Raw genomic sequence first — 25,630 nt, forward strand, 5'->3', positions numbered from 1 at the left:
CGTATCCCGGGGTGGTGCGGGGTCGTTGTGCCCGGAGTCCGGTGTTCCAGGCGTCGGACGTGAACAGTGGGAGGCCCCGGGATGCGGCGCCGAGTTGGGGTGTGGGCGCGGCGGGTGGCGGCGGGGGTGTGCTGTCTGGCCGTGGTGAGTGGGTGTGGGGGGTCGGTGGGGGTGCCGGCGGGGGATGCGGTGGGGGGTGGGGTGCGGACGCCGCCTCCGGCGCCGTCGCGGGCGGTGTTGGCGGCGTTGCCGGCGGACGGGGCGCAGGATGTGGCGCCGGAGGGGCCGGTGCGGGTGAGTGTGAGTCAGGGGCGTCTGGTGTCCGTGCGGTTGGCGGATGCGAAGGGGGTGGAGCTGCCGGGGGTGATCGGTGCGGACGGGGCCTCGTGGTCGCCGGAGGGGGCGTTGCCGTTGGGGACGGCCTTCACGTTGGACTCGGTCGCGGAGGACGACCAGGGGCAGCGGGCGGCCCAGCACTCGGAGTTCTCGACGGTGGCCCGGGCGCACACCTTCGTGGCGTTCTTCACGCCGGAGGACGGGGCCACGGTGGGGGTGGGGATGCCGGTCTCGTTGCGGTTCAGTCGTCCGATCGGCGACCGGGCGGCGGTGGAGCGGGCCGTGCGGGTGACCGCGGATCCGCCGGTGCCGGTGGCCGCGCACTGGTTCGGCAACCAGCGGCTGGACGTCCGCCCGCAGCAGTACTGGGCGGCCGGCACCAAGGTGACGGTGGCGCTGCGGCTCAAGGACGTGCAGGGCGCGCCGGGGGAGTTCGGGAGCCAGAACCGGGACCGGCACTTCACGGTGGGCCGGGCGCAGGTGTCCACCGTGGACCTGGACGCGCATACGCTGACCGTCCGGGCCGGGGCAGGCGGCAAGGTGGTGAAGGTGCTCAAGGTTTCCGGGGGCAGTCCCGAGCACTCCACCTACCGGGGGGTGATGGTGGTGTCGGAGAAGTACAAGTTGACCCGGATGAACTCGCAGACCGTCGGGATGGGCGACGAGTACGACATCAAGGACGTCCCGCACGCGATGCGGCTGACCACCTCGGGCACCTTCCTGCACGGCAACTACTGGGCCGACCCGGGGGTGTTCGGCACCGCCAACACCAGCCACGGCTGCATCGGCCTGGCCGACACCAAGGGCGGCACGGGCAAGGACACCCCGGCGGGGTGGCTGTTCGAGCACACCATCCCGGGGGACGTGCTGGAGGTGCGGGCCTCGGCCGGGGACTTCGTGCCGCCGTCGAACGGGTTGAACGGCTGGAACGTGCCGTGGGACCAGTGGGTGGCGGGGAGCGCGCTGCGGTAGGGCGGGTTCCCGTGGCCCCCCGGAGAGTCGCTCGGGGGGCCCGGCTATCCTGCTCCGGCGCGTCGGGCCCGACGCGAAAGATCGGGACCCGGTGCAACTCTTCGGGACGCCCATCGCGTCAAGTGAGTGAGTACCGCGAGGGGAGATTCCGTGAAGACGGGGAAGACGGTCGGCGCCGCGATACGCACCGGCGGGCGCAGGGGTGCGATGGCACTGGTCATGGGCAGCGTGCTGCTGCTCACCGCGGCGTGCAACGACGACAAGGGCAGCAGTTCGGGTGACGCGGCGGCGACGGCGCCGGCGTCGGCGGACGCGAACGGGACGGCCGCTCCGGGCGGCGGCGACGCCGCGCCGAAGACCTCGGCGGCCGTGCTCTCGGTGTCGGCGAAGGACGGCGCCCAGGACGTCGCGCCGAACGCGCTCCAGGTCTCCGTCTCCAAGGGCAAGCTGACCGCGGTCGAGGTGACCGACAAGAACGGCAAGCCGGTCGAGGGCGCGATCGCCCCGGACGGCACCGGCTGGAAGCCCGCGGCGGCGCTCGCCGTCGGCATGACGTACAAGGTGAACGCGCAGGCGAAGGACGACGCCGGGCTGGTGGCCGCGTCGACCACCTCGTTCACCACGCTGACGCCGGCGAAGAAGATCTCCACCAACGACAACATCGCCGACGGTGCCACCTACGGCGTCGGCATGATCGTTTCGGTGGACTTCAGCAAGGACGTCAAGAACAAGGACGCGGTGCTGAAGGGCATCACCGTCGAGGCCAGTGACGGCACCGTGGTCAAGGGTCACTGGTTCGACGACCGCCGGGTGGACTTCCGCCCGGAGAACTACTGGAAGCCGGGCACCAAGGTGACCGTCAAGTACCGGCTGAAGAGCGTCGAGGTGGCGCCGGGCGTCTACGGCGACGTGGACAAGGACGAACCGTTCACCATCGGCCGGTCGATGGTCTCGACCGCCGACGCCAAGACCCACAAGATGACGGTCGAGCGGGACGGCAAGAGCACCGTCCTGCCGGTCACCATGGGCGCGGACGCGACGCCGTCCTGGAGCGGGGTCATGGTGGTGATGTCCAAGGAGAAGGTCACCCACATGGACTCGCGCACCGTCAATCTGGGCGGCGAGTACAACATCCCGGACGTGCCGCACGCGATGCGGCTGACCACCACCGGCACCTTCGTGCACGGCAACTACTGGTACAAGGGCATGCCGTTCGGCAACCTCAACGGCAGCCACGGCTGCATCTCGATGCAGGACATGCAGGGCGGCAGCGACTCCTCGGTGGCCGGCAAGTTCTACAACGACTCGATGGTCGGCGACGTGGTGAAGGTCGTGAACAGCAAGGAGAAGACCGTCTCGCCCTCCAACGGGCTGGGCGGCTGGAACATCGGCTGGGCCAACTGGTAGGCCCGGAGTTCTGTACGGGCGGCCCGGACTCACCCGTTGGGGTGGTCGGGCCGCTCGGTTTTCGGGGCAGAAAGCCCCTCGAATGGCGCAACCTTTCCGATGGCTCGGCACATCTATGGGTCGGGTCCGTCGTGACCGCGGGGAGCAAGGGAGGGAATCGGCTTTGAAGTCGATACGCAGGGTGGTGGCCGTCGGTCTGGTCGGCGGGGCGATGGCGTTGACCGCCGCGTGCAGCGGTGGCAGCGGGGGTGGCAGCGGGAGCGGTGCCGCCAAGGCCGATCTGGGGGCCGGTGCGGGCGCTTCCGCGTCCGCGGCGCCGGGCGGTTCGGCGAGTGCGGCGGGTTCGGCGCCGAAGGTGTCCACGGCCGCGGTGAGCATCGAGCCGAAGAGCGGCTCGGTGGACGTCGCCCCGGGCGCGCTCAAGATCGGTGCGACGGGCGGCAAGCTGACCACCGTCAAGGTGAGCGACAAGACCGGCAAGGAGGTCCCCGGCACGATCGCCGCGGACGGCTCCAGCTGGACCCCGTCCGCAGGGCTCTCGGTGGGCACCGCCTACCAGGTCAGCGCGATGGCGGCGGACGCCAACGGCGCGGTCGCCGAGGCGGACAGCAGCTTCACCACGCTGACCCCGGCGGCGCTCGCCAAGGCCTCCGACAACGTGGACAACGACGCCACCTACGGCGTCGGCATGATCGTCTCGGTGGACTTCAGCAAGGACGTCAAGAACAAGGACGCGGTGCTGAAGGGCATCGTGTTCGAGGCCAGCGACGGCACCGTGGTCAAGGGTCACTGGTTCGACGACCGTCGGCTGGACTTCCGTCCGGAGAACTACTGGAAGCCGGGCACCAAGGTGACCGTGCACTACCACCTCAAGAGCGTGGAGATCGCCCCCGGGGTGTACGGCACGGACCGGGACGAGCCCTTCACGATCGGGCGATCGCAGGTCTCGACGGTTGACGCCGCCGCGCACAAGATGACGGTGGTCCGGGACGGGCAGTCGAGCGACATCGACATCACCTCCGGGTCGGACGCACACCCCACCTGGAACGGCACCATGGTGGTCATGGCCAAGGAGGACACGGTGCGGATGCAGTCCAGCACCCTGCCCGGCATGACCGGCTCGCCGTACGACCTGATGGTGCCGCACTCGATCCGGCTGACCACCAGCGGGACGTACGTGCACGGCAACTACTGGAGCGGCTCCGCCTTCGGCGAGGACAACGTCAGCCACGGCTGCGTGGGCCTGAAGGACGTCAAGGGCGGCAGCGAGTCCAGCTCGATGGGCAAGTTCTACGCGAGCACGCTGGTCGGGGACGTCGTGACCGTGAAGAACTCCGTCAAGAAGGAGACGCTCGACCCGGCGAACGGGCTGAGCGGCTGGAACCTGCCGTGGAGCCAGTGGTAACCCCCAGGTAGGGGCGGTTCGCTGTCAACCCGGGCTTGACTTCGGTCGGCCCGGGTTGACGCTTTTCGGGCGCAGGCTTGCACCGGGCATATGCCGACTCGGGGGAGATCGTTTGCTCATTGTCCGTACGCGGCCGCTTGCGTTCCGCAATGATGGACCGCATGGCGGGTTGGGGCGAAACAGATCAGTCATCGGTTCCCGCGGCCGGCAGGGTCGCGGAGGCGTCGTGGATCGACGTTCAGGGTGCGCTCTCGGCGTTGGAGCGGCTCAGTTCCGCGGAACTTCAGGAGATGTACTCCGGCAGACTGTGCGACCAGTCCGCGCCGAACGAGGTGCGGCTGCCGTCCCGGCCGGAGTCGGGCCCGGTGGCCCGTCGGCTGGTCCTGAACGTCCTGGAGTCCTGGGAGCTCCACCAGCACCTGGAGGCCGGTGAGTTGCTCACCAGCGAGCTGGTGGCCAACGCGGTGCGGCACGCCGCCGGGCGCACCATCGGACTGCACGTCAGCCGCAAGCCCGGGTGGCTGCGGATCGAGGTCCGCGACTCGTCGAGGGCGCTGCCCTGCATGATCCTGGCCGAGCCCCGGCCGGTGAACGAGCGCGGTCGCGGGTTGAAGATCGTCGACGACCTGGCGGACCGGTGGGGTGCGGACCTGCTGCCGCGGGGCAAGGGCGTCTGGTTCGAGCTGAAGGTCCGCGAGCGGGGCTGAGGCGGCTGGTTCCGGCCGCGGATACGCGCAGGGCCCCCGGTATCGCCGTGGTCGGCGGTGGGGGCCCGTGCAGGTCATCGCGCGGCCAAGGGGGTGCGTGTCGCGCGATGGGCGTCGGCAGTGCCAGGTCGGGCCCGCCGAAGTTCTCGATGTCTTGACTATTGCACGGATCTCAGCATGTGGGCAAACCGGGCGTCTTGGATTGCAAGGTTTGTAACCTAGTTCACCTTGGGATTTTGCATAGGTTCACGCTCCGGCCTGTGAATATTCACGATCGTGATGATGTGATCACTGCTTGGCGGACGCGGGCGGCATGTGCGCGAACGGCGGCCGGGGAGAGGCGCCGGTGTGGCGGCGGCGGGGCTGTGGGGGTGCCGCGGCAGGTGCGGCAGAGGCCGCCGAGGAGGGCGTGCGGGCGGCACGGGGTGCGGCAGTCGGTGCACTCGGCGATGCGGGCGGTGACGGGCGGGGTGGCCGGCGTGGGCGGGGCTGTGGGGCGTTCCGGTGGCAGCTTGTCGAGCAGGCGGCGGCGGGTGAAGGCCGCCGGGCTGTGGATGCCGTCCGGCGGGAGGCCTGCGGTGAGGGCGGCCGTGAAGAGGGCCGGGGTGGCGCCCCGGGCGAACCACTCGGCGGCGAGCGGTTCGAGAGCCGCGCAGTCGGCGGCGGAGAGCGGGAGACGGGCGTCCGCGATGCCGAGGCCGGCGAGGGCGGCGTAAGCGGGGGAGGCGGTGGGGCGGCGCTCTTCCGGGGGATCGGGTGCCGAATCCGTTGACGCCTCGGGGGGTTGGGGTGCCTGCGGCGGCTCACCGGTGGCGATGAAGTGGTTCCACCAGGCGTCGGAGCGGGGCGTCCGGGAGAAGTAGGTGCGGAACACCCACTGCGGACGGTCGGCGTTCACGCGCTCGCGGACGCGACGCAGGTGACCTGCGGTGGAGAGGTTGTTGAGGGCGGTGCGGACGGCCATCTGCCCGAAGAGGGGGTTGATGACGGCGAGGGTCTTGACGTCCATCGCGGCGCCGTCGGGGAGGTGGCTGATCAGGCTGGCGAGGTACGCCTCGCGGGCCGGGAGGTGCCCGAAGTCGTCAGCGGCCCGGGGGAGTTCCCCCGGGGCGGTCTGCTTGCCGTATCCGGGGGAGGCCATGGCGGTAGAGTCGTGGGTAGCCACAGGATCGAGTCCTAGTCAGTCGATCGAGGTGGTCAGACCCCCGTTCGGTGTTGGTAGCACCGGTCGGGGGTTGTTTCGTTAGTGGGCACGCTACACGGCGCGACGGGGTGTGGTGAAGTCGTGACGATTAGTCATATGTGCTGCGTGCAGGGGTGGTTGGAAGGTGGTTACCCACCCATTCGACTAAGGGGTCACTCGGCGTCGGCGGCTTGAGCTTCGGCGATGAAGGCGGCCCACGCCTCGGGGGAGAAGGTGAGGACAGGGCCGGCCTTGTCCTTGGAGTCCCGGACGTGGACGGCGGAGGGGGAGGGGGCCACCTCGACGCAGTTCCCGCCGTCGTCGTTGCTGTAGCTGGACTTGAACCACTCGGTTCCAGCGGTCATAGCTCCTCCGAGACTTTCCCGATGAACTGTACGGACTCCTCGGTGCTGAGGGCCTGCATGCGGATCATGCCATGCCGCTGCGTGATCACGTTGACCCTGTCCGGATCGGCGTGCAGCACGCCCGTTCGGTGCCCTTCCACGTACGCCAGTTGCTCATGGTCGGCCGTCTCCAGCAGGACGATAGGGCCGGTGAGGGCCGAGTATGCCGCACGGTTCGCGGGGAGCACCTGGATGGCGACGTTTCGCAGACTGTTCATCTCGACGATGTGCGAGAGCTGCTTCTTCATGAGGCTTGAACTACCCACCTTTGCGCGTAGCGCGGCTTCGTAGATCACGAAGCCGAACAGCACCGTCGGTGAGTTCGTCAGCTTCTCCTGGCGTTGCATTCGGCCTGCGACGCGAGCTTCGATCGTTTCGTTGTCCAGCGGCGGGCAGGCGTGGCTGATCAACTCTCGGGCGTACTCCTCGGTCTGGAGCAGTCCAGGGATGAGCAGGGCCTCGTATGTGTGGATCGCGATGGCGTCGGCTTCAGCGTCCGTGTAGCCCTGCAAGTAGGGCGGAAACTTCTCTGGCAGCAGGAAGTCCGTCGCTGCTACCAGCATCCCCTTCGCGTCGCACAACTCATCGGCAGCCTGCAGCAGTTTGAGCGACGGCCTCCTTCTCCCCGCCTCCATCGACCGCACGCTCTCGATGTCGTAGCAGGCCGCCTGGGCCAGCTTCTCCCGGCTCACGCCCGCGCGAGTGCGCCACCGCTTGAGCTGATCGCCGCAGTACTTCCAGGACATCGGGTTCTCCTTCGGCGTGCTCATCGCCCGGCGCCCCTCCCTGCCCTGGTCACAGGGCGGTTCAAGCTGTCGCTGTACATGCGGTGTTACTGCCGAGGCTATGCCCGTCTGCCGACCCTTGAAGGGTGAAATGGCCGAACTCAGCCCTTGCGAGTGACGCCGTCCGTACACCCCCCCAAGGATTCTGATGATCACTCAGCCTGGCGACGCCGTCGAGTGGACGCTCCCCCGCCACCCCCGCAGTGCGAGCCGTGCCCGGATCAGGCTCCTTCGGCAGGCCTTCGAGTGGGAGATCGACGTCGAGTCCGCCGAGACCGCCCTGCTCCTCCTCAGTGAGCTCGTCACCAACGCCTGCCACCACGCCCGCGGCCCGCGCGACCGCCTGATCGGTGTCCGCCTGCTCCTCCCCACCCCCACCCTCCTCCGCGTCGAGGTTTCCGACGCGAGCCCCACCCTGCCCGTGCCCCGGCACGCCGCTCCCGAGGACGAGTCCGGCCGGGGCCTCGAACTCGTCGCCGCCCTCGCCACCTCCTGGGGCGCCGAGCTACGCGGCGAGCGCTACATCGGCAAATCCGTATGGTTCGAACTCGCCCTCCCCTCGCCTGCCGGCCCTGCCTCGGGCGATCTCGTCGCATCGCGGTGATCGGGCCGACGCCTATGGGAAACGGTGCCGCGCTCAACGACGTTCTCCGGCGGCTTGGACCGGATGAGGACTTCGCGGCGGACGTGGCGTCCGCTCGCGCCCTGCACAGGAAGTCGGCGAGGCCGACTTCCTGTGCAGGCCCCAACAGTTTTGGCGCCCACACGGCGCCCGGAAGATATCAATTCGTGATAACCGTCTGGCACTTCCGGGGTGGCGCGTAAAAAATCTCCGGGAATTCCCGTCCGGGCCATATGGATATCGTCAACGGCGGCGCTGCGACGGGATTTCGGGCCATACCATCCGGCTTTACCGAGAAGAAGGATGGTCTTGACGTGCAATCCCTGTCCCGCCTGAAACGAGCCCTGGCCTGCGGGCTCGCCGCAGTCGCCGTTTCCGGCGGCCTCGCCGGTCAGGCCCCGACGGCGTCGGCGGCGCCCCCCGTGGACACGACCTGCGGAACCCCGGCCTCCGTGGGCGGCGGCAACTGCATGACGGCGCTGATCAATTCGGCCTTCGACATGATCCGGGGCATGCGGGCCGCCGCGAACAGCAACAAGCTGGACAATGCGGAGTTCACCCAGAGCACCGCGACGAAGTTGAGCCAGAAGTTCCCTGGGTTCAACGTCATGGTGTACAAGACGGTGGGCACCGACCTGTACGACACCGAGTGGTTCAAGGGTGAGTACAAGGCCGACATGAAGGGCGTGCTGCTCGACACCACGTACAAGCTCAACCATTTCCTGGACAAGGACAAGAAGGACCCCTCCGGCTACGACGTCTTCCGGATCTGGGTCTTCCAGGGCGACTCGACCTTCCGCAACCGCACCGACGGCGGCTTCATGAACTGGGCGTTCGTCGGCAACGACGGCGACAGCGTCAAGAAGGACTCCTGGACCTGCCGGTCGGGCACCGCGCGGCCGTACAAGTGCGACGGCGACGTGCGCAGCATCCACTTCCCCGGGCGCTCGGGCTACGGCACCAGGACCGGCAGCCTGACCCCCGACGTCAGCCGCGACCACCACGCCTGCCTGGACGTCAGCGGCAACGGCACCGCGAACGGCACCCCCGTGCAGATGTGGGAGTGCAACGGCGGCGACGCGCAGCGCTGGACCTACAACGGGTACCGGCTCCAGCTCGCCAACGGCAAGTGCCTGGACCTGCCGGCCAACAACACCACGCCCGGGACCAAGCTCCAGGTCTGGGACTGCCTGGACAACCCCGGGCAGCGCTGGAACATGTCCGCCAGCGGCGGCTTTCGGCACCTGGTGGACCAGGAGGACCGGTCCAAGGACGTCTGCATCGACGACTTCAACTCGCAGACCGGCAACGGCAGCCCGGTGGTGGCCTGGGGCTGCGGCTCCGAGGACAAGCGGGACGCGCCCAACCAGAACTGGGCCTGGGGCGGCACCCCGCCGACCACCACCCCGACCACGCCCGCCAATGGCGCCGATGTGACCCTCAAGCTCGACAACGGGCTGGGCGCCGTCCCGGTCAGCGGTTCGGCCGGCGCGTCGGTCGTCCCCGGCATCCGGGGTGGCACCGAGTCCAAGTGGAAGATCACCTCGGTGGGCGACGGTCGCTACCGGATCACCAGCTCGTACGGGCTGGAGCTCACCGAGAACAGCAACTACATGGCCGAGCTCCAGCCGTGGAGCAACGCCGACCGGCAGAAGTGGCAGCTCGTCCCGGTCGGCAACGGCAAGTACCAGATCCGGATCTCCGAGGACGACTGCCTGGCCCACGACGCCGACTTCAAGCAGCTCGGCGTGTGGACGTGCAAGTCGGGCTGGCAGCAGGAGTGGGTGCTGGAGGGCTACTCCGGCGGCGGGACCACGCCGACCAAGCCCAAGCCCGGCACCGGTGGCGGTACCGGCGGTGGTGGTACCGGCGGTGGCAGTGTCAGTGTCCCGACCGAGCGGCCGCTGTTCCTGAAGCTCGCCAACGGGCTGGGCGCGTCGGCGCCCACCGAGACCGCCAGCTGGGGTTCGCCGATCGTGGCCGGGTTCCTGGGGTACAAGGGGTCCCGCTGGACGATCAAGCCGCTGGGCGGCGACCGCTACCGGATCATCAACGACCTCGGGTACAACCTCACCGAGAACCCCGACACCTATGTCGCCGAGCAGCAGGCCTGGGGCGACACCTCCAACCAGAAGTGGCAGTTCAAGAGCGTCGGCGACGGGAAGTACCGGATCCAGATCGACGACGACAACTGTCTCGCCCACGACGCCGACTTCAAGCAGCTCGGCGTGTGGACCTGCAAGTCGGGCTGGCAGCAGGAGTGGACCTTCCAGCTCCTCTGATCGCTCGCTGCCGCCGCACGGGAAGTCGGCCCGGCCGACTTCCCGTGCGGTGCCGTGTCCGGCCCCGGTAGCATAGGGGGCGTGAACACTTACTGGCACGTCGCGTTGCCACCGCTCCGCGCCTGATCGGGCGCCCGCTCCGGTGACTTGATCCCCGCAGCCCCGTCCGGGGTTCGCGGCGCGCGCCCGTTCTCGGAAACCAGTCCCCTCGACGGTCTTCGACGACGGAAGTTCACGACTGTGCCGAATCGTTTGTCCGCGCCCGCGCGCGCTCGTTCCACCCCCGCTGCCCGCCCGGCCCGTCCTGGTACCGGGCCGCTGCCGATCCTCGCCTCCGCCCTGCTGTGGGGCACCACCGGGACGGCCAGCTCACTGGCGCCCGGCGGCGCCCCGGCGACCTCGATCGGGGCCGCCGCGCTGGTGCTCGGCGGGCTGCTGCTGTTCCTCACCGACCGCACCGCCTGGTCGCTGCCCCGGGTGTGCGGGGTGCGTGAGCGGTGGCTGCTGGTGGTCGGGGCCGTGGCCGTGGTCGGGTACCCGCTGACCTTCTACCCGGCGGTGCCCCGCACCGGGGTCGCCGTCTCCACGGTGATCGCGCTCGGCAGCGCGCCGGTGTTCACCGGGCTGCTGGGGTGGCTCACCCGGCAGGGGCGGCCGGGCGGGCGCTGGGCCGGGGCCACGGCGCTGGCCGTGCTCGGCTGCGGGGTGCTGGTGCTCGGGCCCGAACTCGCCGGGGGCGGGCGGGCGGTGGACCTCCTCGGGGTGCTGCTGGCGGCGCTCTCCGGGCTCTCGTACGCGGTGTACTCGCTGATCGCCGGGCGGCTGATCGCGGCCGGGCGGCCGTCCGCCGGGGTGATGGGCGCGATGTTCGGCGGGGCGGCGGTGCTGGTGCTGCCGGTGCTCGCGCTGGGGCCGGTGGGGTGGCTGCTCTCGCCGCGCGGGGCGGGCGTCGTCCTGCACCTCGGGGTGGTCACCACCTTCCTCGCGTACCGCCTCTTCGGCCACGGCCTGCGGCACACCTCGGCCCAGACCGCCACCACCCTGACCCTCGCCGAACCGGCCGTCGCCGCCGTCCTCGGTGTGGCCGCCCTGGACGAGCGCCTCCCGGCGGCATCCTGGTGCGGCCTCGCAGTCCTGGCCGCCGGCCTGGCGGTCCTCACCCTGCCCCGCAGGCGGTAGCCGCCCCGCTGCGCGGGAAGTCGGCCCGGCCGACTTCCCGTGCAGCGGGTGAACAGGGCCGCCGTCAGGGGATGAACACGCTGGAGCCGAACTCCTGGGTCGTGCGGCCACCGGGAGGAACGGTTGCGATGACGTCTCCGCTGCAGTTCGGGCCGGAGTACACGAGGGCGTACTCGTTGGTTCTGTTCTCCAGGATGAGCGGAAAGATCGGTGCGTTGTAGCAGCCGCTCGGGTTGGTGATGACCTTGCCAGGGGCGAAGATCAGCTCTCCACGGGCCGCGAAGGCGGTGTTGGGCAGGGCGAGGGCCATGACCCCTGCGGTGGCGAGGGTGCCGAGCACGGTCGCGAGACGTCGCACGATGACTCCTTGGGTGTCGGATGGTCGAGCAAGGGGCGGGGCCGCCCCGGGCTCAAGCTCTCCTCCCGCCGGAGCATCCGCAATCCCCGCGTGCCGAGCGGGTGACTCGTATACGTACGAAGGAGCCGGAAGTCGGCCCGGCCGACTTCTGGTGCGCCAGGGGTGGGTAGGGTGGGGTGATCGAGTGATCCGGCGGGGGCCAAGTGGATTGCCGTGCAAGGGTCTTGGCTTCCCGCCCGTTGACGAAGGGGCCTGAAGCCATGCCGGAACCCACCACGCCCGGTCCGTCGGAGCTGCTCGTCCGGTACCGGCGGGCGATGCTCGATCTGGACGCGGACGCGCTGGCCGGGCTGTACGCCGAGGACGGGGTGCACGCGTTCCCGTTCCTGTTCCCGGGGATGCCCGAGTGCTACCGGGGGCGGGAGGAGGTCCGGGCCGGGTACCGGGCCGCGTGGGGCGCGAGCGAGGCCCGGCCACGGGAGATCCGGGAGGTGGAGGGACAGGGCTGAGGCTCGATCAGATTCGGCAGAAGGTGATGTCGAGGAATTGGACGACGATCGGCCAGGCGCCTGTGTGGATCGGAGAATTTGATCAGGAAAATCCGCCGCGGCGGCGCTCCTTGCGATTCCGCGGGAGGTTTCTCCTTCCTGGGCCGCCGAAGCGCCACCCATTGGGGTCCAGGCGAGCGAGATCGTCGAGCATCCGTGCAGCTTGTGCGGTTTCGAAGTGGTTTGGACCGAGTGTTCGGCGGCGTGCCGTAAGGACCTTTCGCATCTCAGATCGAGCCACGTCTGGAAGTCCTCGGGTTGCCCAGCTGATTGCCCAGTTGTAGTGGGTTCTGAGTGTCGAGGGGTGGTCTGCCCCCAAGCGATCTTGTTCTACCTTGAGGATATTCAGCCAATCTTGGTGGGCTTCCGCATGCTGACCTCGTTGAGCCTTGATATGGACGATTTCATGTCGCGTTGAAAGGACGTCGGACGAGCGCTCCTGAAGGCCTTGGGCACGATATCCTTCATCGACTTCACGAAGAATAGCCTCGGCTTGATCGAGTTCCCCCATCTCTACCAGAATCTGGCCTACCTGATGTCGAGTTTGCAAGGTATTGTGGTGACCCTTGGATAGCAAGTCGACCTCGGTGAGGTAAATGTCCATGAAGTCGATGAGTGCGCGCATCAGTTTTCCTTGAATCCCAAGGATTGATGCGATGTCGTAGCGTGTGACCAGAACCGACGGGTGCCATGGGGGCAAAATTGATCGCTGCAGTCGCAGGACGTCACTGAGGAGATGAATAGCCTGATCCAAGTGTCCCCGATGCCATAGGATGACTCCGAGTTCATGGCGGATGATGGCCAGCGTAAAGGGAGGAATGTGTGATTCTTCGGCAAGTCGGATGGCTTTGCGAGAATTCTCTTCAGCTTCGGCGAGGCGGCCGGATTCTCTCAGGATGGTCGCCAAGTGGTGGTGCGCTTGCAGGCTTAGGTGTAGGAATTCTGGATCTTCAACTAGCTCGCGGCACAGCGCTCGTGCCATCTGCTCACCGGACTCCAAGAAGCCGAGTTCGGAATGAATTGCGATGGCCAGCTCGCGAGCCATCAGAGCCTGGAACCTGGCTGGTTCCCCCATGTTCTCTGCCAGGCGGCAGGCCTCTGTCGCCAGGGCGTGCGCCTCTTCGAGGTGTGACATGTGCCAGGCCCATTCTGCACAGTCGTACTCGATGAGGAAGCGAACCTTTTCATCGGGCTGGAATGCATCCATTCTGGCACGCAGGTGCAGGGCCGATGTGTACCCTGTTTCATACTGCCCTGACATTCTCAGATATCTGCTCAAATATCCTCGAATTTGGACGATTGTCTCGAACAAATCGATACAGGAGGCGGGGAGGCGATCTGCCAGGGATGTCAGGTGAGGAATTGCCAGCTGCCAGCGGGCTGCACCGCCCGTGTCCCACTGGCCTCGAAGCGCTCCGAGACATCGAGTCGCTGCTGCCCATGCTTTAGCCCGCTCGGGTGAGCGGTCCAAGTTTGCCGCATTGACTTCGGCGACAAGTGGATGCACAAGGACGCACCGCTGTTTCGGGCCACCGCTCGCCCAGTGATAGAACGTGTTCCCCTCGATCGGGGTGGTAGCGGCCCTATCGTCATTGATGTCGATCAGTCCAACGGAGTGGAGTGCTCCAAGTGCTCGCTCCACGGTGAGATCGTTCCAGGCTGCCTCCTCGCATCCGAAGGTCCGGCCAAGGATCTTTGGTGATAGAAGCACCGTGGGTACAGAACGGGCAGCCCAACACGAAAGAACCCGCATGATTGACCTCACATGTGGGATTCCTTGCTGTTCTAGGGAATCCAGCGAAACTTCCCAGGTCCGCATAACAAGTTCTCGGGCATCGGCCTCCGTGCATGGGCGAATCGAAGTGCTGGTAGCACGGTCGACCACATTTCCAAAATCCTGGTCCAAGGCTTCGTGGAATGATTTGAAGCTTCGCAAAGGGGAGGCTGGGTGAGAAATGGTGCGTCCGGCCAGGTATAAGGCGAGTGGAATGCCGCCCAGCCGCTGGGAGAGGACGTTGGCGGCGTCACGGTCGGCTGGCTGAGGATCCCGGATCCCGCTCAGATCGAGTAGCATCTCCGTGCCGGCCGTAGGGGTCAATGGGTTGATCTTCACTGTCTTAGCGGCGGGTGGCCACAGATCAGCACTCCCGTGACGAGTGGTGATCAGAACGGCTCCTGAATCCGATGCCTCCAGCCAGCCCGCTCCGAGTTCCTGCTCGATTTTGCTTGGATCATCGGCGCTATCGAAGACCAGAAGCCACGGTTTCTCGCTTGCGTGGAGCGCCTCCCAGGCGAGATCCACAACGTTCAGATGGCCTGCTCTCGCCTCGTGCGCCTGGGATTCGAGACAGCCAAGCTGTACGGCGATCTGATGCATGGCCGAGCGGATGCTGTCAGCCGCAGCTGCCTGGACCCAAAAGACACGCACTCCATTTCGGCGGACCGCCGAGGCAACGGTCAGGGCCAACGCAGTCTTTCCGATGCCGCCCATTCCATGCAGGATAGTGATTTCTCCCATGAGGTGCTGAATATTTTCAGCACCCGCCTCCTGCAATTCTGTGCTGCGGCCGTGAAGGAGGCGCGGGCGTAGGTTCGGTGGCGAGACTGAGACGGGGGAAAATCCGTGAGGCGGTTCCGCGCTTGTGTAGATATTGGCGACGCCGACCTCAACTACTACCTGATCTCCCACTGCCTGGTAGACGCGGCTGGAATCCGTGGCTTTCGCCCGCAGTCTGACGTGGTGGATGATGTCACTGTTGCGGGGCAGCAAATTGTGCTCCGATCTGCCATGGAGAGACCTGTCTGGGCCTGATGTATGAACGTCCAGTGCTGAATCGTGCTTCCGTGGCGTCGGCCTGTAATTCAGCCGTCGACGATGTGCTGATCCCGACCAGCCTGGAAAATGCGAGCATGACCTTGGCCCCGGGCCCGTAGTTGGATACGTCCGATCCGTGGAGCATCCTGACTGATCGGGTGGGAAGCCCCGTGGGCTAGGGCCTTGCGGAGCGTCTCGGCTGTGCTTGGGTCGGCGTCGAACAGCAAGGACAGGCGTTCCTGCCACCAGTTCGAGAGTTCCTGCGCACGGTCTTCGTTGCCATCCGTCTGCGCGTGCAGCAAGGCGGCTCGCGTCGCATCCATCTGCTCGCCGACCGCTTCGCTCTCACCGGGGCGAACACGGCGCCACATCCCGAGCACGCCATCTTTGGTGCGCTGGAAGGCATCGGTGGCCATTAGAGCGACTAGGGTGGTCCCCGCGGTCTGGACGAACAGGGCCAACTCATCTTCCATGCGGTCTCCTTGGCGGTGACGTCGGCGGGATGCTCACGCCCATTCTGCCCGCAGACGTTGGGGGGAACGAGCACTTCGGAGCACTCTAGACCTGAGGTCATCTCAGGAGGGGTGAGCGCGCGATCCTGACAGGCACCTCGTTGGTCGGTCCACGGCCGGAGGGGCCTTCAGTTGAGGAACGCCGCCAGAGGAGACCGCCAACTGGCTGCTGCGCAGTCTCAGATGCCGAAGTGGGTGGCGATGCCGTCGAGGACGCAGTCGAGGCCGGTTTCGAAGTGCCAGGCGGGGTCGTCCTTGCGGGTGGCCTGCCGGAGGTACTGCTGGTAGGCGGGGTAGCGGCCGGTGCCCATCAGGTAGGTCATCCGGGGGGCCAGGCCGGCGCGGGTCTCGTCGCCGTCGGACCAGTCGCGGTCGCGGCGCAGGACGGTCAGGGCGACCTCGGTGGCGACCGAGCCGTGGACGTAGCCGGCGATGGTGCGGAAGATCGCCATGGTGGTGTCGGCGTCCAGGCCATGTTCGGCGAGGGCGGCGAAGGACCGTTCCGGGACGGCGAGTTGGTTGGGGGTGAGGGCGAACGGGGTGGCCGCCCGGACCATCCAGGGGTGGGCGAGGTTCATCGCGCGCAGGTGGACGGCGAGTGAGCGCATGGCCGCGCGCCAGCCGTCGGCGGGGGCGTCCAGGGGGAGCTGGCCGTAGACGAAGTCGGCCATCAGTTCGATGAGTTCGTCCTTGCCGGAGACGTACCGGTAGGCGGCCATCGGGGCCACGCCGAGGGCGGTGGCGAGGCGGCGCATGGTGACGGCGTCCAGGCCCTCGGTGTCGGCGATGGCGACCGCGGCCTCGGCGATCCGGTGCGGGGTGAGGGTGGTGCGCGGTGCGGGGGCCGGGCGGTCGAGTCGCTCCCAGAGTGAGGCCTGGGGGCGGTCGCGGTCCTCGTCCCCGCAGGGTGCCTGCTGAGTGGACATGTGGGCGGGCTCCTTCCGGCTAGGAGGTCCCACCGTATCACTCGTGTGTACGACGTATCCGAGCAGTGGACGACGTACGCGCCAGTGTGTACGTTGTATCTAGTCGATACGGCGTACACAGCGCCGTCCCGTCCCGAAGGGGGACCCCCATGTCCACGAAGCAGGAGCTGCAGGTCGCCGTCGTCATCGGCAGCACCCGTACCGGCCGTTTCGGCCCGGTCGTGGCCGACTGGCTGCTCGGCCACCTCGACGCCCGCGACGACATGGTCGCCGACCTCGTCGACCTGGCCGCCACCCCGCTGCCCACCGTCATGCCCGGCTTCGGCGGCGAACTCCCGGCGGAGGAGATCGAGTTGCTCTCCGCCGTGACGCCCCGGCTGGCGGCCGCCGACGCCTTCCTGTTCGTCACGCCCGAGTACAACCACAGCTTCCCGGCCTCGCTGAAGAACGCCATCGACTGGCACAACCAGCAGTGGCACGGCAAGCCGATCGGCTTCGTCTCCTACGGCGGCCTCTCCGGCGGCCTCCGGGCCGTCGAGCAACTGCGCGTGGTGATGGCCGAGTTGAACACGGTCACGATCCGCAACACGGTCAGCTTCCACGGCGCCGCGGCGGCCTTCGACGCCGACGGCAAGCCGCGCGACCCGGCCGCGGACGCCGCCGCCAAGACCATGCTCGACCAACTGGTCTGGTGGGCCCAGGCGTTGCGGGACGCCCGGCAGGCGCGCCCGTTCACGGCCTGAGCCCGAACGGAACGGAAAAACGGAACGGAAAGGAGAACGGCCATGACCACCGCGCTGGTCGACGACCGCCCCAAGCCGCCGCTGCTCGGCGTGCTCGGACTGATGCTCGGCATCTTCCTCTCGGCCCTGGACGGGCAGATCATCGGCACTGCGCTGCCGACCATCGTCGGCGACCTCGGCGGACTGGAGCACCTCTCCTGGGCGGTCACCGCCTACCTGCTCACCTCCGCCGCCGCCACCCCGCTCTGGGGCCGGCTGGGTGACCTGTACGGGCGCAAGGGCGCCTACCAGTGGTCGGTGGCGGTCTTCCTGCTCGGCTCGGTGCTGTCCGGACTGGCCCAGGACATGAGCCAGTTGATCGCCTTCCGGGCGGTCCAGGGGGTCGGCGCGGGCGGGCTGATGGTCGGCGCGCTCTCGGTGATCGGGGTGCTGGTGCCCGCCTCCGACCGGGGCCGGGTGCAGTCGGTGATCGGCATCCTGATGCCGATCGCCTTCGTCGGCGGGCCGCTGCTCGGCGGCTTCCTCACCGACCGGCTCAGCTGGCGCTGGGCCTTCTACATCAACCTGCCGATCGGACTGTTCGCCCTGGCCGCGGTCGCGGTGGCGGTGCGGCTCCCCAAGGCCGAGCGGGTCCGCGCCCCCTTCGACTGGGCCGGGGTCGCCCTGCTGACCACCGGCATCCTCGGGCTCACGCTGGTCAGCAGCTGGGGCGGGACGATGTACTCCTGGACCTCGCCGCTGATCCTCGGCACGGGCGTGGTCTCGGTGGTCGCGCTGGCCGCCTTCGTCCTCACCGAACTGCGCGTCCCGGGGCCGTTGATCCCGCCCACGCTGTTCCGCAGCCGCAACTTCTCGGTGGCCCAGGTGCTGGGCTTCCTCACCGGCGCGGTCATGCTCGCCCTGATCGGCTACCTGCCGCAGTACCTGCAGTTCGTCCAGGGCGCGTCGCCCACCACCGGCGGGCTGCTCCTGCTGCCGCTGATGCTCGGCATGATGGGCACCCAGCTGATCACCGCCCGGCTGATGGGCCGGCCCGGCGGCGAACGCCGCTACCCGGTGCTCGGCGGGGTGCTGGCCCTGGCCGGGTCGGTGCTGCTGCTCTTCCTGGGGACGGACACGCCGGTGGCGCTGGCCTCCGGGCTCACGGCGGTCGCCGGGATCGGCATCGGGCTGCTGATGCAGAGCACCATGCTGACCTCGATGGGCGCGGTGCCGCGCGAGGACATGGGCGCGGCGATGGGCGTGGTGACCCTGCTGCGCAACTTCGGCGGCTCACTCGGGATGGCCGCCCTCGGCGCGGTCTACACGGCGCGGCTGACCGCCTCCCTGGAGGCGCGGCTGAGCCCGGCCGACGCCGCCCACCTGACCAGCGGCGGGGGGCTCACCCCGGCCTCGCTGGCCGGCCTGCCGCAGACCGTCCGGGACGCCGTCGGCACGGCGGTCAGCAGCGGGCTGCACGGCGCGGTGTTCGGCAGCATCGGCCTGGCGGCGGCGGCGACGGCGGTCGCCTTCCTGGCCCGGCCGAACCCCGCCCCGGCGCCCGGCCCCGCGCCGAGCGCGAGCAGCCCGGAGCCCCAGGCAGCAGCCAGCTCCTGAGGTCTCACGGGCACGAGCCCGCCAGGCAGAAGGTGGCGAGCTCCGAGCGCAGGAGATCGCCGAGCGGGCTCGGCCAGTCCTGGTCCGGGCCCGCCACCAGGACGGCCCAGGCGTTGCCGTCCGGCCCGACCAGGATGTGGTCGACGGCGTGCCGGACACCGGCGCCGGCCAGGTCGTACGAGTACTCCAGCTCGGCGCCGCCGTCCGCGGTCCGCTCCAGCCGGATCCGCCGGTAGCCCGGGTTGTTGACCAGGGTTTCCTCGGTGGCGAGGGCCTGCTGGTAGGGCGGGTCGGTGCCCATCGCGTAGACCTCGATCAGGCTGAGGCGGTCGGGGGAGTCGTAGAACACCACGGTGTCCCTGGTGCGCCGCTGCCAGCCGTCCGGGACGAGCAGGGTGAACCCGCCCGGGTCCGCCACCGGGACCAGGAGCGGCCCGGCGGGGGTGGTCGGGACGGGCGTCACGACGGTGGGTGTGGGTGTGGGCGTGGGCGTCGGCCGGGGCACGGGGGTCGGGATGACGGTGTCGGTGCTCCGGCTCGGCGGGGCCGTGACGCCGACCCCGGCCGCCGACCGCCCGCCCCCGTCGAACCGGCTCACCAGGTACCAGCCGCCGCCCGCCAGCGCGCCCACCAGCGCCCCGACGAGCGCCGCGAGCAGCACCCGGTGGACCGGCCGGCCCGCCGGAGGCGGCGGCGGCCCGTACGGCGGCCGGGCCCCGAGCGGCGGCGGCGCTCCCGGGGGCGGCTGTCCAGGGGGCGGCCCGTACGGCTGCTCCGCCGGTGGTCGGTACGGCTCCGGTGGTTGGAACGACATCCGCCTCCCCCTCGGGCGTGGGCCGGACTCGCGGCGATTATGGCGCCGCGGGCCCTCCGTCGACCAGAGGGCGGACGGAGTCCGGCCGGGGAGCGGCCAGGGAGATTTTGAAACGCGAGCGGCCCCCGGGTGGATCCGATCCACCCGGGGGCCGCTCGTCAGCGCGCCGCGATCAGCACTCGATGACGTTCACGGCGAGGCCGCCGCGCGAGGTCTCCTTGTACTTGATCTTCATGTCGGCCCCGGTCTCCTTCATCGTCTTGATCGCCTTGTCCAGCGAGACGTGGTGGCGCCCGTCACCGCGCAGCGCCATCCGGGCCGCGGTGACGGCCTTGACCGACGCCATGCCGTTGCGCTCGATGCAGGGGATCTGGACCAGGCCGCCGACCGGGTCGCAGGTGAGGCCGAGGTTGTGCTCGATGCCGATCTCGGCGGCGTTCTCGACCTGCTCGGGGCTGCCGCCGAGGACCTCGGCGAGGCCGCCCGCGGCCATCGAGCAGGCGGAGCCGACCTCGCCCTGGCAGCCGACCTCGGCGCCGGAGATGGAGGCGTTCTCCTTGAAGAGCATGCCGATGGCGCCGGCCGCGAGCAGGAAGCGGACGATGCCGTCCTCGTCCGCACCCGGGATGAAGTTCAGGTAGTAGTGCAGGACGGCCGGGATGATGCCCGCCGCGCCGTTGGTCGGGGCGGTGACCACCCGGCGACCGGAGGCGTTCTCCTCGTTGACCGCCATCGCGTAGAGGGTCACCCACTCCATCGCGTTGGCCGGACCGATCCCCTCGGCGCGCAGCGCCCGGGCGCCCGAGGCGGCCCGGCGGCGGACCTTCAGCCCGCCCGGCAGGATGCCCTCGCGGCTCATGCCGGCCCGCACGCACTCCTGCATCACGGACCAGATCTCCAGCAGCCCGGTGCGGATCTCCTCCTCGCTGCGCCAGGCCTTCTCGTTCTCCAGCATCAGGCCGGAGATCGACAGCCCGGTCTCCCGGCTGAGCCGGAGCAGCTCGTCGCCGGTGCGGAAGGGGTACTTCAGCGCGGTGTCGTCGGGCTTGACCCGGTCCGCGCCGAGCGCGTCCTCGTCCACGACGAAGCCGCCGCCGACCGAGTAGTAGGTCTTCTCCAGCAGCGTCGAGCCGTCCGCCGCGAACGCCCACAGGGTCATGCCGTTGGCGTGGTACGGCAGCGAGCGGCGCCGGTGCAGGATCACCTGGCTGTCGGGGTCGAAGTCGATGGGGTGCTCGCCGAGCAGGTTGATCCGCTTCTCGGCGGCGATCCGCTCGACGTCCTTGTCCGCCTGGTCGACGTCGACGGTGCGGGGCGAGTTGTTCTCCAGGCCCAGCAGGACGGCCTTCGGGGTGCCGTGGCCGTGGCCGGTGGCGCCCAGCGAGCCGTACAGCTCGGCGCGCACGCCGGTCACCTGCTCCAGCAGGCCTTCGGAGCGCAGGCGGCGGGCGAACATCCGGGCGGCGCGCATCGGGCCGACGGTGTGGGAGCTCGACGGGCCGATGCCGATGGAGAAGAGGTCGAAGACGCTGAGGGCCACGGGGGACGTCCTTGTCTGGTCTCGTGGAAGGACAGGGCGGTGCACGGAACGGGGCACCGCGCGCACTGTCCAGTGTGCGCGGTGCCCCGGAGTGACAGGTGGCCGGCCGGAGTGAGGCCGGTCACCCGTGGCCGAACTAGAGGTTCGGGTAGAGCGGGTACTTCTCGGCCAGGGCGGTGACCCGGGCCTTGAGCGCGGCGGCGACGGTCTCGTCGAAGGCGGGCTTGAGCGCCTCGGCGATGACGTCGGCGACCTCGCGGAAGTCCTCGGCCTGGAAGCCGCGGGTGGCCAGGGCCGGGGTGCCGATCCGCAGGCCCGAGGTGACCATCGGCGGGCGGGGGTCGTTCGGGATCGCGTTGCGGTTCACCGTGATGCCGACCTCGTGCAGCCGGTCCTCGGCCTGCTGGCCGTCGAGCTGGCTGTTGCGCAGGTCGACCAGGACCAGGTGGACGTCGGTGCCGCCGGACAGCACCGAGGCGCCGGCCTCGGCGACGTCGGCCTGCAGCAGGCGGTCGGCGAGGATCTTGGCGCCCTCCAGGGTGCGCTGCTGGCGCTCCTTGAAGTCCTCCGAGGCCGCGACCTTGAAGGCGACGGCCTTGCCCGCGATCACGTGCTCCAGCGGACCGCCCTGCTGGCCCGGGAAGACCGCGGAGTTGATCTTCTTGGCCCACTCGGCCTTGGACAGGATGACGCCGCCGCGCGGGCCGCCCAGGGTCTTGTGGGTCGTGGTGGTGACCACGTCCGCGTACGGCACCGGGTTCGGGTGCAGGCCCGCGGCCACCAGGCCGGCGAAGTGCGCCATGTCCACCATGAGCAGCGCGCCGACCTCGTCGGCGACCCGGCGGAACGCGGCGAAGTCCAGCTGGCGCGGGTAGGCGGACCAGCCGGCGATGATCAGCTTCGGCTGGTGCTCCTTGGCGAGGCGCTCGACCTCGGCCATGTCGACCTGGCCGGTCTTCTCGTCGACGTGGTACGCGGCCACGTTGTAGAGCTTGCCGGAGAAGTTGATCTTCATGCCGTGGGTCAGGTGACCGCCGTGGGCCAGGCTCAGGCCCAGGATGGTGTCGCCCGGCTGGATCAGCGCGAACATCGCGGCGGCGTTGGCCTGCGCGCCCGAGTGCGGCTGGACGTTGGCGTGCTCGGCGCCGAACAGGGCCTTGACCCGGTCGATCGCGATCTGCTCCACCACGTCGACGTGCTCGCAGCCGCCGTAGTACCGGCGGCCGGGGTAACCCTCGGCGTACTTGTTGGTGAGCACCGAACCCTGGGCCTCCATGACCGCCACCGGGGCGAAGTTCTCGGAGGCGATCATCTCCAGCGTGGTCTGCTGGCGGTGCAGCTCGGCGTCGACCGCGGCGGCGATCTCCGGGTCGAGGGCGTGCAGGGACTGGTTGAGAACCGTCATGGTGTGGTCTTCCCGGGGAGGAGAGCGGAGGGACGGTGGGGGTGGGACGGACCGCGGTGCGGCGGTCCGCCCCGGGGGTGGCTCAGCCCTCGGCGTGGGTGAGCGCGTCGTACTCGGCGGCGCTGAGCAGCGTGTCGGTGGCCTCCACGCGGACCTTGAACAGCCAGCCGCCCTCGAACGGGGCGCTGTTGACCAGGCTGTTGTCGTCCAGGACGTCCTGGTTGACCTCGGTGACCTCGCCGGTCACCGGGGAGTACAGGTCGCTGACCGACTTGGTCGACTCCAGCTCGCCACAGGTCTCGCCGGCGGTCACCGTGTCGCCGACCTCGGGGAGCTGCACGTAGACGATGTCACCGAGCGCGTCGGCGGCGTGCTTGGTGATGCCGACCGTCGAGACACCGGCCTCGGCGGCGGTCAGCCACTCGTGCTCCTTGGTGTACTGCAGGTGCTGGGGGTTGCTCATGGCGTCATTCTCCAGGATGGGAAGCGGGTACGACGCAGCGGGCCGCCGCACGGACGGCTCCGACGTGCGCGGACGGGAAAACGAGGGGGCGTTACGGCCTCGGACGAGGGGGCCGCTACGGCCTCAGCGGGCGCGCTTGTAGAACGGCAGCGCGACGACCTGGACCGGCTCGTGCTTGCCGCGGACGTCCACCGCGACGGTGGAGCCGGGGGTGGCGTGGGCGGCGTCGACGTAGGCCATCGCGATCGGCTTGCCCAGCGTCGGGGACGGCGCGCCCGAGGTGATCCGGCCGATCGGGGCGCCCTCGGTGGAGACCACCGTGTACTCGGCGCGCGGCACCCGCTTGCCCTCGGACACCAGGCCGACCAGCACCTTCGGCGGGTTGGACTCGGCCGCGGCGGCGGCCTGCTCCAGCGCCTTGCGGCCGATGAACGCGCCCTCGTTGGTGGTCTTGTCGAAGCGCACGACCCGGCCCAGACCGGCGTCGAACGGGGTCAGGTCGGTGGACAGCTCGTGCCCGTACAGCGGCATGCCCGCCTCCAGGCGCAGCGTGTCACGGCAGGACAGGCCGCACGGGACCAGGCCGCGGCCCTCGCCGGCGGCGGTCAGCGCCTGCCAGACCGGCTCGGCGTCGGCCGGGGCGCAGAAGATCTCGAAGCCGTCCTCGCCGGTGTAGCCGGTGCGGGCCAGCAGGACGGACCTGCCGGCGACGGTGGCCGGGAGGATCGCGTAGTACTTGAGGCCGGGCAGGTCGGCGTCGGTGGTCCCGGCCAGGATGCCGGTGGCCTCCGGGCCCTGGACGGCGATCAGCGCGTAGGTGTCGCGGTCGTCGGTGACGACGGCGTCGAAGCCCTTGGCCCGGGCGATCAGCTCGTCCAGGACCAGCTGGGCGTTGGAGGCGTTGGCGACGACCAGGAAGGCGTCCTCGCGCAGCCGGTAGACGATCAGGTCGTCCAGGATGCCGCCGTCCTCGGCGCAGATCATGGTGTAGCGGGCGCGCAGCTTGCCGAGCGCGGAGACGAAGCCGACCAGCGCGTGGTCCAGCATCTTGCCGGCCTGCGGGCCGGTGACGGTGATCTCGCCCATGTGCGAGAGGTCGAACAGGCCGGCCTTGGTGCGGACGGCGAGGTGCTCCTCGCGCTCGCTGCCGTAGCGCAGCGGCATGTCCCAGCCGGCGAAGTCGGTCATGGTCGCGCCGAGGGCGCGGTGCAGCGCGTCGAGCGCGGTCAGGCGGAGGGACGACATGGCCAGGAACTCCTCGGTCGGGGCACTCAGGGGTGCGCGCGCCGGACCGGACCCGCTCGGGGACCGACCCCGCGCGCGGGCATGCGGCGGCGTGGGTCTCCCCATCTGTCGTCGAACCTGAGAGCTTCACCGCCCACCTGCCCGCAGCCGGCACCAGCGTCGGCTGGTTCCAGCATCGGGGACAGGACGGCGGCTTGCACCGTGGGTGGGCGCGCGACCGGGTCGTGCGCCGCTTTCCAGATGTGCCTAACCCGCGCGGTAGGGGGGCCTGAGAGATTCCGGGGAGGACTTGCTCCTTCGGCGCCGGCTGTGCCTCCTGAGGGGCACTCCGGGCTCTCCCGCGCGGGTTCGAGCGGCCGGTGTGGAGTTGTGGGGGCCCGCGGCGCATGCCGTCGGACGCGCACATCATGGCACGTCCGCGCGGAGGAGGGGAGAGGGGACCCGGTCACACCACGACCGGGCGAACACGAGCCCTAAACTCTCCCCGTCGGCGCAGCAGTGGGCGGCCGACCCGGCAGGAGGCCGGATCGGCGGCGCATGGAGTACCCGGTGGAGCAGCAGCAGGGGTGGGACGGGCCGCAGGCGGTGCCGTCGGGCGGCGCGTGGCCGGCGAACGAGCTGGAGCAGGTGCTGACGGCCGCGCTGGGCGACCCGGGGGCGACCCCGCGGGTGATCGAGGTGCTGGCCCGCAGCCAGGTGTGGATCCCGCTGCCCGCAGGGGGCGACCCGGCCGGGCAGTCGCTGGACCTGCCGACCGTGGAGCTGGCCGGGGCCCCGTACGTGCCGGTGTTCTCCTCGCAGGAGGTGTTCCTCCAGCAGGCGCCGGGGATGGCCTTCGCGGTCGCGCCGGCCTGGGAGTTCGCCCGCGGGCTGCCGCTGGGCGTGGGCATCGCGGTCAACCCCGAGGCGGCGGTGGGCATCCCGGTGCCGCCGCAGGGCGTGGCGGAGCTGCGCCGGGGCCCGCGCGAGGACCGCTGGGAGCAGCAGCCGGAGGCGCCGACGGGCGGCCGGGTGGCCCTGCGCGAGCCGGTGCCGGGCGAGGACCCGGAGCACTTCCTGGCCGCCTGCCGGGCGGAACTGTCGGCCCTGCCGGGGGTGTTGACCGCGCGCCGGGCGCTGGCCAGCATCGAGGGCGAGCCGACCGTGATGTTCGTGGGCGTGCAGCTGGACCCGGCGGCCCCGGCCGACCCGGGCGCGGTGAACGAGGCGCTCGGCCGGGCGCTGGGAACCGCGCCGCTGCCGGGCGGCGTCCACCTCGTGCTGCTCGACCTCGCCGACGACCCGGTGGTCGAGTGGCTGTTGACCCGGGTCATGCCCTTCTACTCGCGGGTGTGAGCGGGGATCCTTCACAGGCACGTCGCCGTGGCGGTGGCCGGTGCCGCG

The 25,630-nt window shown here is 69.7% G+C and carries 23 protein-coding genes and 1 riboswitch; of the genes, 11 read left to right on the top strand and 12 right to left on the bottom strand.

What is annotated here, in order from left to right; all coding sequences use genetic code 11:
- Positions 1 to 81: 81 nt before the first annotated feature.
- From ACFVXG_RS19630 to ACFVXG_RS19645, 4 genes are all read left to right on the top strand, one after another.
- Positions 82 to 1,308, top strand: coding sequence for an Ig-like domain-containing protein (locus tag ACFVXG_RS19630; protein WP_387929123.1), 1,227 nt, complete (start codon positions 82 to 84; stop codon positions 1,306 to 1,308).
- A gap of 150 nt (positions 1,309 to 1,458) precedes the next feature.
- Positions 1,459 to 2,715: an Ig-like domain-containing protein gene (locus ACFVXG_RS19635; RefSeq protein WP_387929125.1), complete on the top strand. Its 1,257-nt coding sequence runs from the start codon at positions 1,459 to 1,461 to the stop codon at positions 2,713 to 2,715.
- 163 nt (positions 2,716 to 2,878) lie between these two features.
- Positions 2,879 to 4,120, top strand: coding sequence for an Ig-like domain-containing protein (locus ACFVXG_RS19640; protein WP_387929127.1), 1,242 nt, complete (start codon positions 2,879 to 2,881; stop codon positions 4,118 to 4,120).
- 290 nt (positions 4,121 to 4,410) lie between these two features.
- A complete protein-coding gene (locus ACFVXG_RS19645; RefSeq protein WP_387929129.1) occupies positions 4,411 to 4,827 on the top strand; it encodes an ATP-binding protein in 417 nt (138 codons plus the stop codon).
- A gap of 268 nt (positions 4,828 to 5,095) precedes the next feature.
- Here ACFVXG_RS19645 and ACFVXG_RS19650 read toward each other — a convergent pair whose 3' ends face one another.
- From ACFVXG_RS19650 to ACFVXG_RS19660, 3 genes are all read right to left on the bottom strand, one after another.
- The gene (locus tag ACFVXG_RS19650; RefSeq protein WP_387929130.1) at positions 5,096 to 5,968 is read right to left on the bottom strand and encodes a hypothetical protein; all 873 of its coding nucleotides are present in this window, start codon (positions 5,966 to 5,968) and stop codon (positions 5,096 to 5,098) included.
- Between the two features lie 215 nt (positions 5,969 to 6,183).
- On the bottom strand, positions 6,184 to 6,375 hold the full coding sequence (locus ACFVXG_RS19655) for a DUF397 domain-containing protein (RefSeq protein ID WP_387929132.1): 192 nt from the start codon (positions 6,373 to 6,375) through the stop codon (positions 6,184 to 6,186).
- Positions 6,372 to 7,184, bottom strand: a complete 813-nt coding sequence (locus ACFVXG_RS19660; RefSeq protein WP_387929134.1) for a helix-turn-helix domain-containing protein — start codon at positions 7,182 to 7,184, stop codon at positions 6,372 to 6,374. Before ACFVXG_RS19660 ends, ACFVXG_RS19655 begins: the two co-directional genes overlap by 4 nt.
- Before the next feature lie 163 nt (positions 7,185 to 7,347).
- Here ACFVXG_RS19660 and ACFVXG_RS19665 point away from each other — a divergent pair, with 163 nt between their 5' ends.
- From ACFVXG_RS19665 to ACFVXG_RS19675, 3 genes are all read left to right on the top strand, one after another.
- Positions 7,348 to 7,803 (top strand): ATP-binding protein, encoded by a 456-nt coding sequence (locus ACFVXG_RS19665; RefSeq protein ID WP_387929136.1) that lies wholly within the window; start codon positions 7,348 to 7,350, stop codon positions 7,801 to 7,803.
- Positions 7,804 to 8,135: 332 nt separating this feature from the next.
- Positions 8,136 to 10,103: an RICIN domain-containing protein gene (locus ACFVXG_RS19670; protein ID WP_387929138.1), complete on the top strand. Its 1,968-nt coding sequence runs from the start codon at positions 8,136 to 8,138 to the stop codon at positions 10,101 to 10,103.
- A gap of 240 nt (positions 10,104 to 10,343) precedes the next feature.
- The gene (locus ACFVXG_RS19675; RefSeq protein WP_387929140.1) at positions 10,344 to 11,282 is read left to right on the top strand and encodes a DMT family transporter; all 939 of its coding nucleotides are present in this window, start codon (positions 10,344 to 10,346) and stop codon (positions 11,280 to 11,282) included.
- A 64-nt stretch (positions 11,283 to 11,346) separates the two neighbouring features.
- On the opposite strand, the gene ACFVXG_RS19680 is transcribed toward ACFVXG_RS19675, so the two are convergent.
- Positions 11,347 to 11,640, bottom strand: coding sequence for a hypothetical protein (locus ACFVXG_RS19680; RefSeq protein ID WP_387929142.1), 294 nt, complete (start codon positions 11,638 to 11,640; stop codon positions 11,347 to 11,349).
- Between the two features lie 260 nt (positions 11,641 to 11,900).
- Here ACFVXG_RS19680 and ACFVXG_RS19685 point away from each other — a divergent pair, with 260 nt between their 5' ends.
- Positions 11,901 to 12,149 carry a nuclear transport factor 2 family protein gene (locus tag ACFVXG_RS19685; protein WP_387929143.1) on the top strand — a complete coding sequence of 83 codons (249 nt, stop codon included), beginning with the start codon at positions 11,901 to 11,903 and terminating at the stop codon, positions 12,147 to 12,149.
- A gap of 82 nt (positions 12,150 to 12,231) precedes the next feature.
- Here the strand turns inward: ACFVXG_RS19685 and ACFVXG_RS19690 are convergent, their stop codons facing one another.
- The 3 genes from ACFVXG_RS19690 to ACFVXG_RS19700 all read right to left on the bottom strand — a co-directional run bounded on the left by ACFVXG_RS19690 (position 12,232) and on the right by ACFVXG_RS19700 (position 16,441).
- The gene (locus ACFVXG_RS19690; RefSeq protein ID WP_387929145.1) at positions 12,232 to 14,958 is read right to left on the bottom strand and encodes a tetratricopeptide repeat protein; all 2,727 of its coding nucleotides are present in this window, start codon (positions 14,956 to 14,958) and stop codon (positions 12,232 to 12,234) included.
- Positions 14,959 to 15,050: 92 nt separating this feature from the next.
- Entirely contained in the window at positions 15,051 to 15,476 is a 426-nt protein-coding gene (locus tag ACFVXG_RS19695) for a hypothetical protein (protein ID WP_387929147.1), read from the bottom strand.
- A gap of 218 nt (positions 15,477 to 15,694) precedes the next feature.
- The gene (locus ACFVXG_RS19700) at positions 15,695 to 16,441 is read right to left on the bottom strand and encodes a TetR/AcrR family transcriptional regulator (RefSeq protein ID WP_387929148.1); all 747 of its coding nucleotides are present in this window, start codon (positions 16,439 to 16,441) and stop codon (positions 15,695 to 15,697) included.
- 149 nt (positions 16,442 to 16,590) lie between these two features.
- On the opposite strand from ACFVXG_RS19700, the gene ACFVXG_RS19705 reads away from it, so the two are divergent.
- Positions 16,591 to 17,184 carry an NADPH-dependent FMN reductase gene (locus ACFVXG_RS19705; protein ID WP_387929150.1) on the top strand — a complete coding sequence of 198 codons (594 nt, stop codon included), beginning with the start codon at positions 16,591 to 16,593 and terminating at the stop codon, positions 17,182 to 17,184.
- A 42-nt stretch (positions 17,185 to 17,226) separates the two neighbouring features.
- Positions 17,227 to 18,780, top strand: a complete 1,554-nt coding sequence (locus ACFVXG_RS19710; RefSeq protein WP_387929152.1) for an MDR family MFS transporter — start codon at positions 17,227 to 17,229, stop codon at positions 18,778 to 18,780.
- A 4-nt stretch (positions 18,781 to 18,784) separates the two neighbouring features.
- On the opposite strand, the gene ACFVXG_RS19715 is transcribed toward ACFVXG_RS19710, so the two are convergent.
- The 5 genes from ACFVXG_RS19715 to gcvT form a co-directional block, all read right to left on the bottom strand.
- Complete coding sequence (locus ACFVXG_RS19715; RefSeq protein WP_387929153.1) at positions 18,785 to 19,594, bottom strand: hypothetical protein; 810 nt, start codon at positions 19,592 to 19,594, stop codon at positions 18,785 to 18,787.
- A 172-nt stretch (positions 19,595 to 19,766) separates the two neighbouring features.
- On the bottom strand, positions 19,767 to 21,134 hold the full coding sequence (locus tag ACFVXG_RS19720) for an L-serine ammonia-lyase (protein ID WP_387929155.1): 1,368 nt from the start codon (positions 21,132 to 21,134) through the stop codon (positions 19,767 to 19,769).
- Between the two features lie 136 nt (positions 21,135 to 21,270).
- Entirely contained in the window at positions 21,271 to 22,539 is a 1,269-nt protein-coding gene (gene glyA / locus ACFVXG_RS19725) for a serine hydroxymethyltransferase (protein ID WP_387929157.1), read from the bottom strand.
- Positions 22,540 to 22,621: 82 nt separating this feature from the next.
- The gene (gene gcvH / locus ACFVXG_RS19730; RefSeq protein WP_387929159.1) at positions 22,622 to 23,002 is read right to left on the bottom strand and encodes a glycine cleavage system protein GcvH; all 381 of its coding nucleotides are present in this window, start codon (positions 23,000 to 23,002) and stop codon (positions 22,622 to 22,624) included.
- Between the two features lie 123 nt (positions 23,003 to 23,125).
- Positions 23,126 to 24,247: a glycine cleavage system aminomethyltransferase GcvT gene (gene gcvT / locus ACFVXG_RS19735; protein WP_387929161.1), complete on the bottom strand. Its 1,122-nt coding sequence runs from the start codon at positions 24,245 to 24,247 to the stop codon at positions 23,126 to 23,128.
- A gap of 246 nt (positions 24,248 to 24,493) precedes the next feature.
- Positions 24,494 to 24,598, bottom strand: a riboswitch (glycine riboswitch).
- 186 nt (positions 24,599 to 24,784) lie between these two features.
- Between gcvT and ACFVXG_RS19740 the strand changes: the two genes are divergently transcribed.
- Positions 24,785 to 25,582: an enhanced serine sensitivity protein SseB C-terminal domain-containing protein gene (locus ACFVXG_RS19740; RefSeq protein WP_387929162.1), complete on the top strand. Its 798-nt coding sequence runs from the start codon at positions 24,785 to 24,787 to the stop codon at positions 25,580 to 25,582.
- Positions 25,583 to 25,630: the final 48 nt, after the last annotated feature.

The sequence above is a fragment of the Kitasatospora sp. NPDC058162 genome (assembly GCF_042884005.1).
Classification (GTDB): domain Bacteria; phylum Actinomycetota; class Actinomycetes; order Streptomycetales; family Streptomycetaceae; genus Kitasatospora.

Coding starts and splice junctions, on each gene's coding strand:
- ACFVXG_RS19630 (WP_387929123.1), top strand. CDS start 82: ATGCGGCGCCGAGTTGGGGTGTGGGCGCGGCGGGTGGCGGCGGGGGTG.
- ACFVXG_RS19645 (WP_387929129.1), top strand. CDS start 4,411: ATGTACTCCGGCAGACTGTGCGACCAGTCCGCGCCGAACGAGGTGCGG.
- ACFVXG_RS19650 (WP_387929130.1), bottom strand. CDS start 5,968: ATGGCCTCCCCCGGATACGGCAAGCAGACCGCCCCGGGGGAACTCCCC.
- ACFVXG_RS19655 (WP_387929132.1), bottom strand. CDS start 6,375: ATGACCGCTGGAACCGAGTGGTTCAAGTCCAGCTACAGCAACGACGAC.
- ACFVXG_RS19660 (WP_387929134.1), bottom strand. CDS start 7,184: ATGAGCACGCCGAAGGAGAACCCGATGTCCTGGAAGTACTGCGGCGAT.
- ACFVXG_RS19665 (WP_387929136.1), top strand. CDS start 7,348: ATGATCACTCAGCCTGGCGACGCCGTCGAGTGGACGCTCCCCCGCCAC.
- ACFVXG_RS19685 (WP_387929143.1), top strand. CDS start 11,901: ATGCCGGAACCCACCACGCCCGGTCCGTCGGAGCTGCTCGTCCGGTAC.
- ACFVXG_RS19695 (WP_387929147.1), bottom strand. CDS start 15,476: ATGGAAGATGAGTTGGCCCTGTTCGTCCAGACCGCGGGGACCACCCTA.
- ACFVXG_RS19700 (WP_387929148.1), bottom strand. CDS start 16,441: ATGTCCACTCAGCAGGCACCCTGCGGGGACGAGGACCGCGACCGCCCC.
- ACFVXG_RS19705 (WP_387929150.1), top strand. CDS start 16,591: ATGTCCACGAAGCAGGAGCTGCAGGTCGCCGTCGTCATCGGCAGCACC.
- ACFVXG_RS19710 (WP_387929152.1), top strand. CDS start 17,227: ATGACCACCGCGCTGGTCGACGACCGCCCCAAGCCGCCGCTGCTCGGC.
- ACFVXG_RS19715 (WP_387929153.1), bottom strand. CDS start 19,594: ATGTCGTTCCAACCACCGGAGCCGTACCGACCACCGGCGGAGCAGCCG.
- glyA (WP_387929157.1), bottom strand. CDS start 22,539: ATGACGGTTCTCAACCAGTCCCTGCACGCCCTCGACCCGGAGATCGCC.
- gcvH (WP_387929159.1), bottom strand. CDS start 23,002: ATGAGCAACCCCCAGCACCTGCAGTACACCAAGGAGCACGAGTGGCTG.
- gcvT (WP_387929161.1), bottom strand. CDS start 24,247: ATGTCGTCCCTCCGCCTGACCGCGCTCGACGCGCTGCACCGCGCCCTC.
- ACFVXG_RS19740 (WP_387929162.1), top strand. CDS start 24,785: ATGGAGTACCCGGTGGAGCAGCAGCAGGGGTGGGACGGGCCGCAGGCG.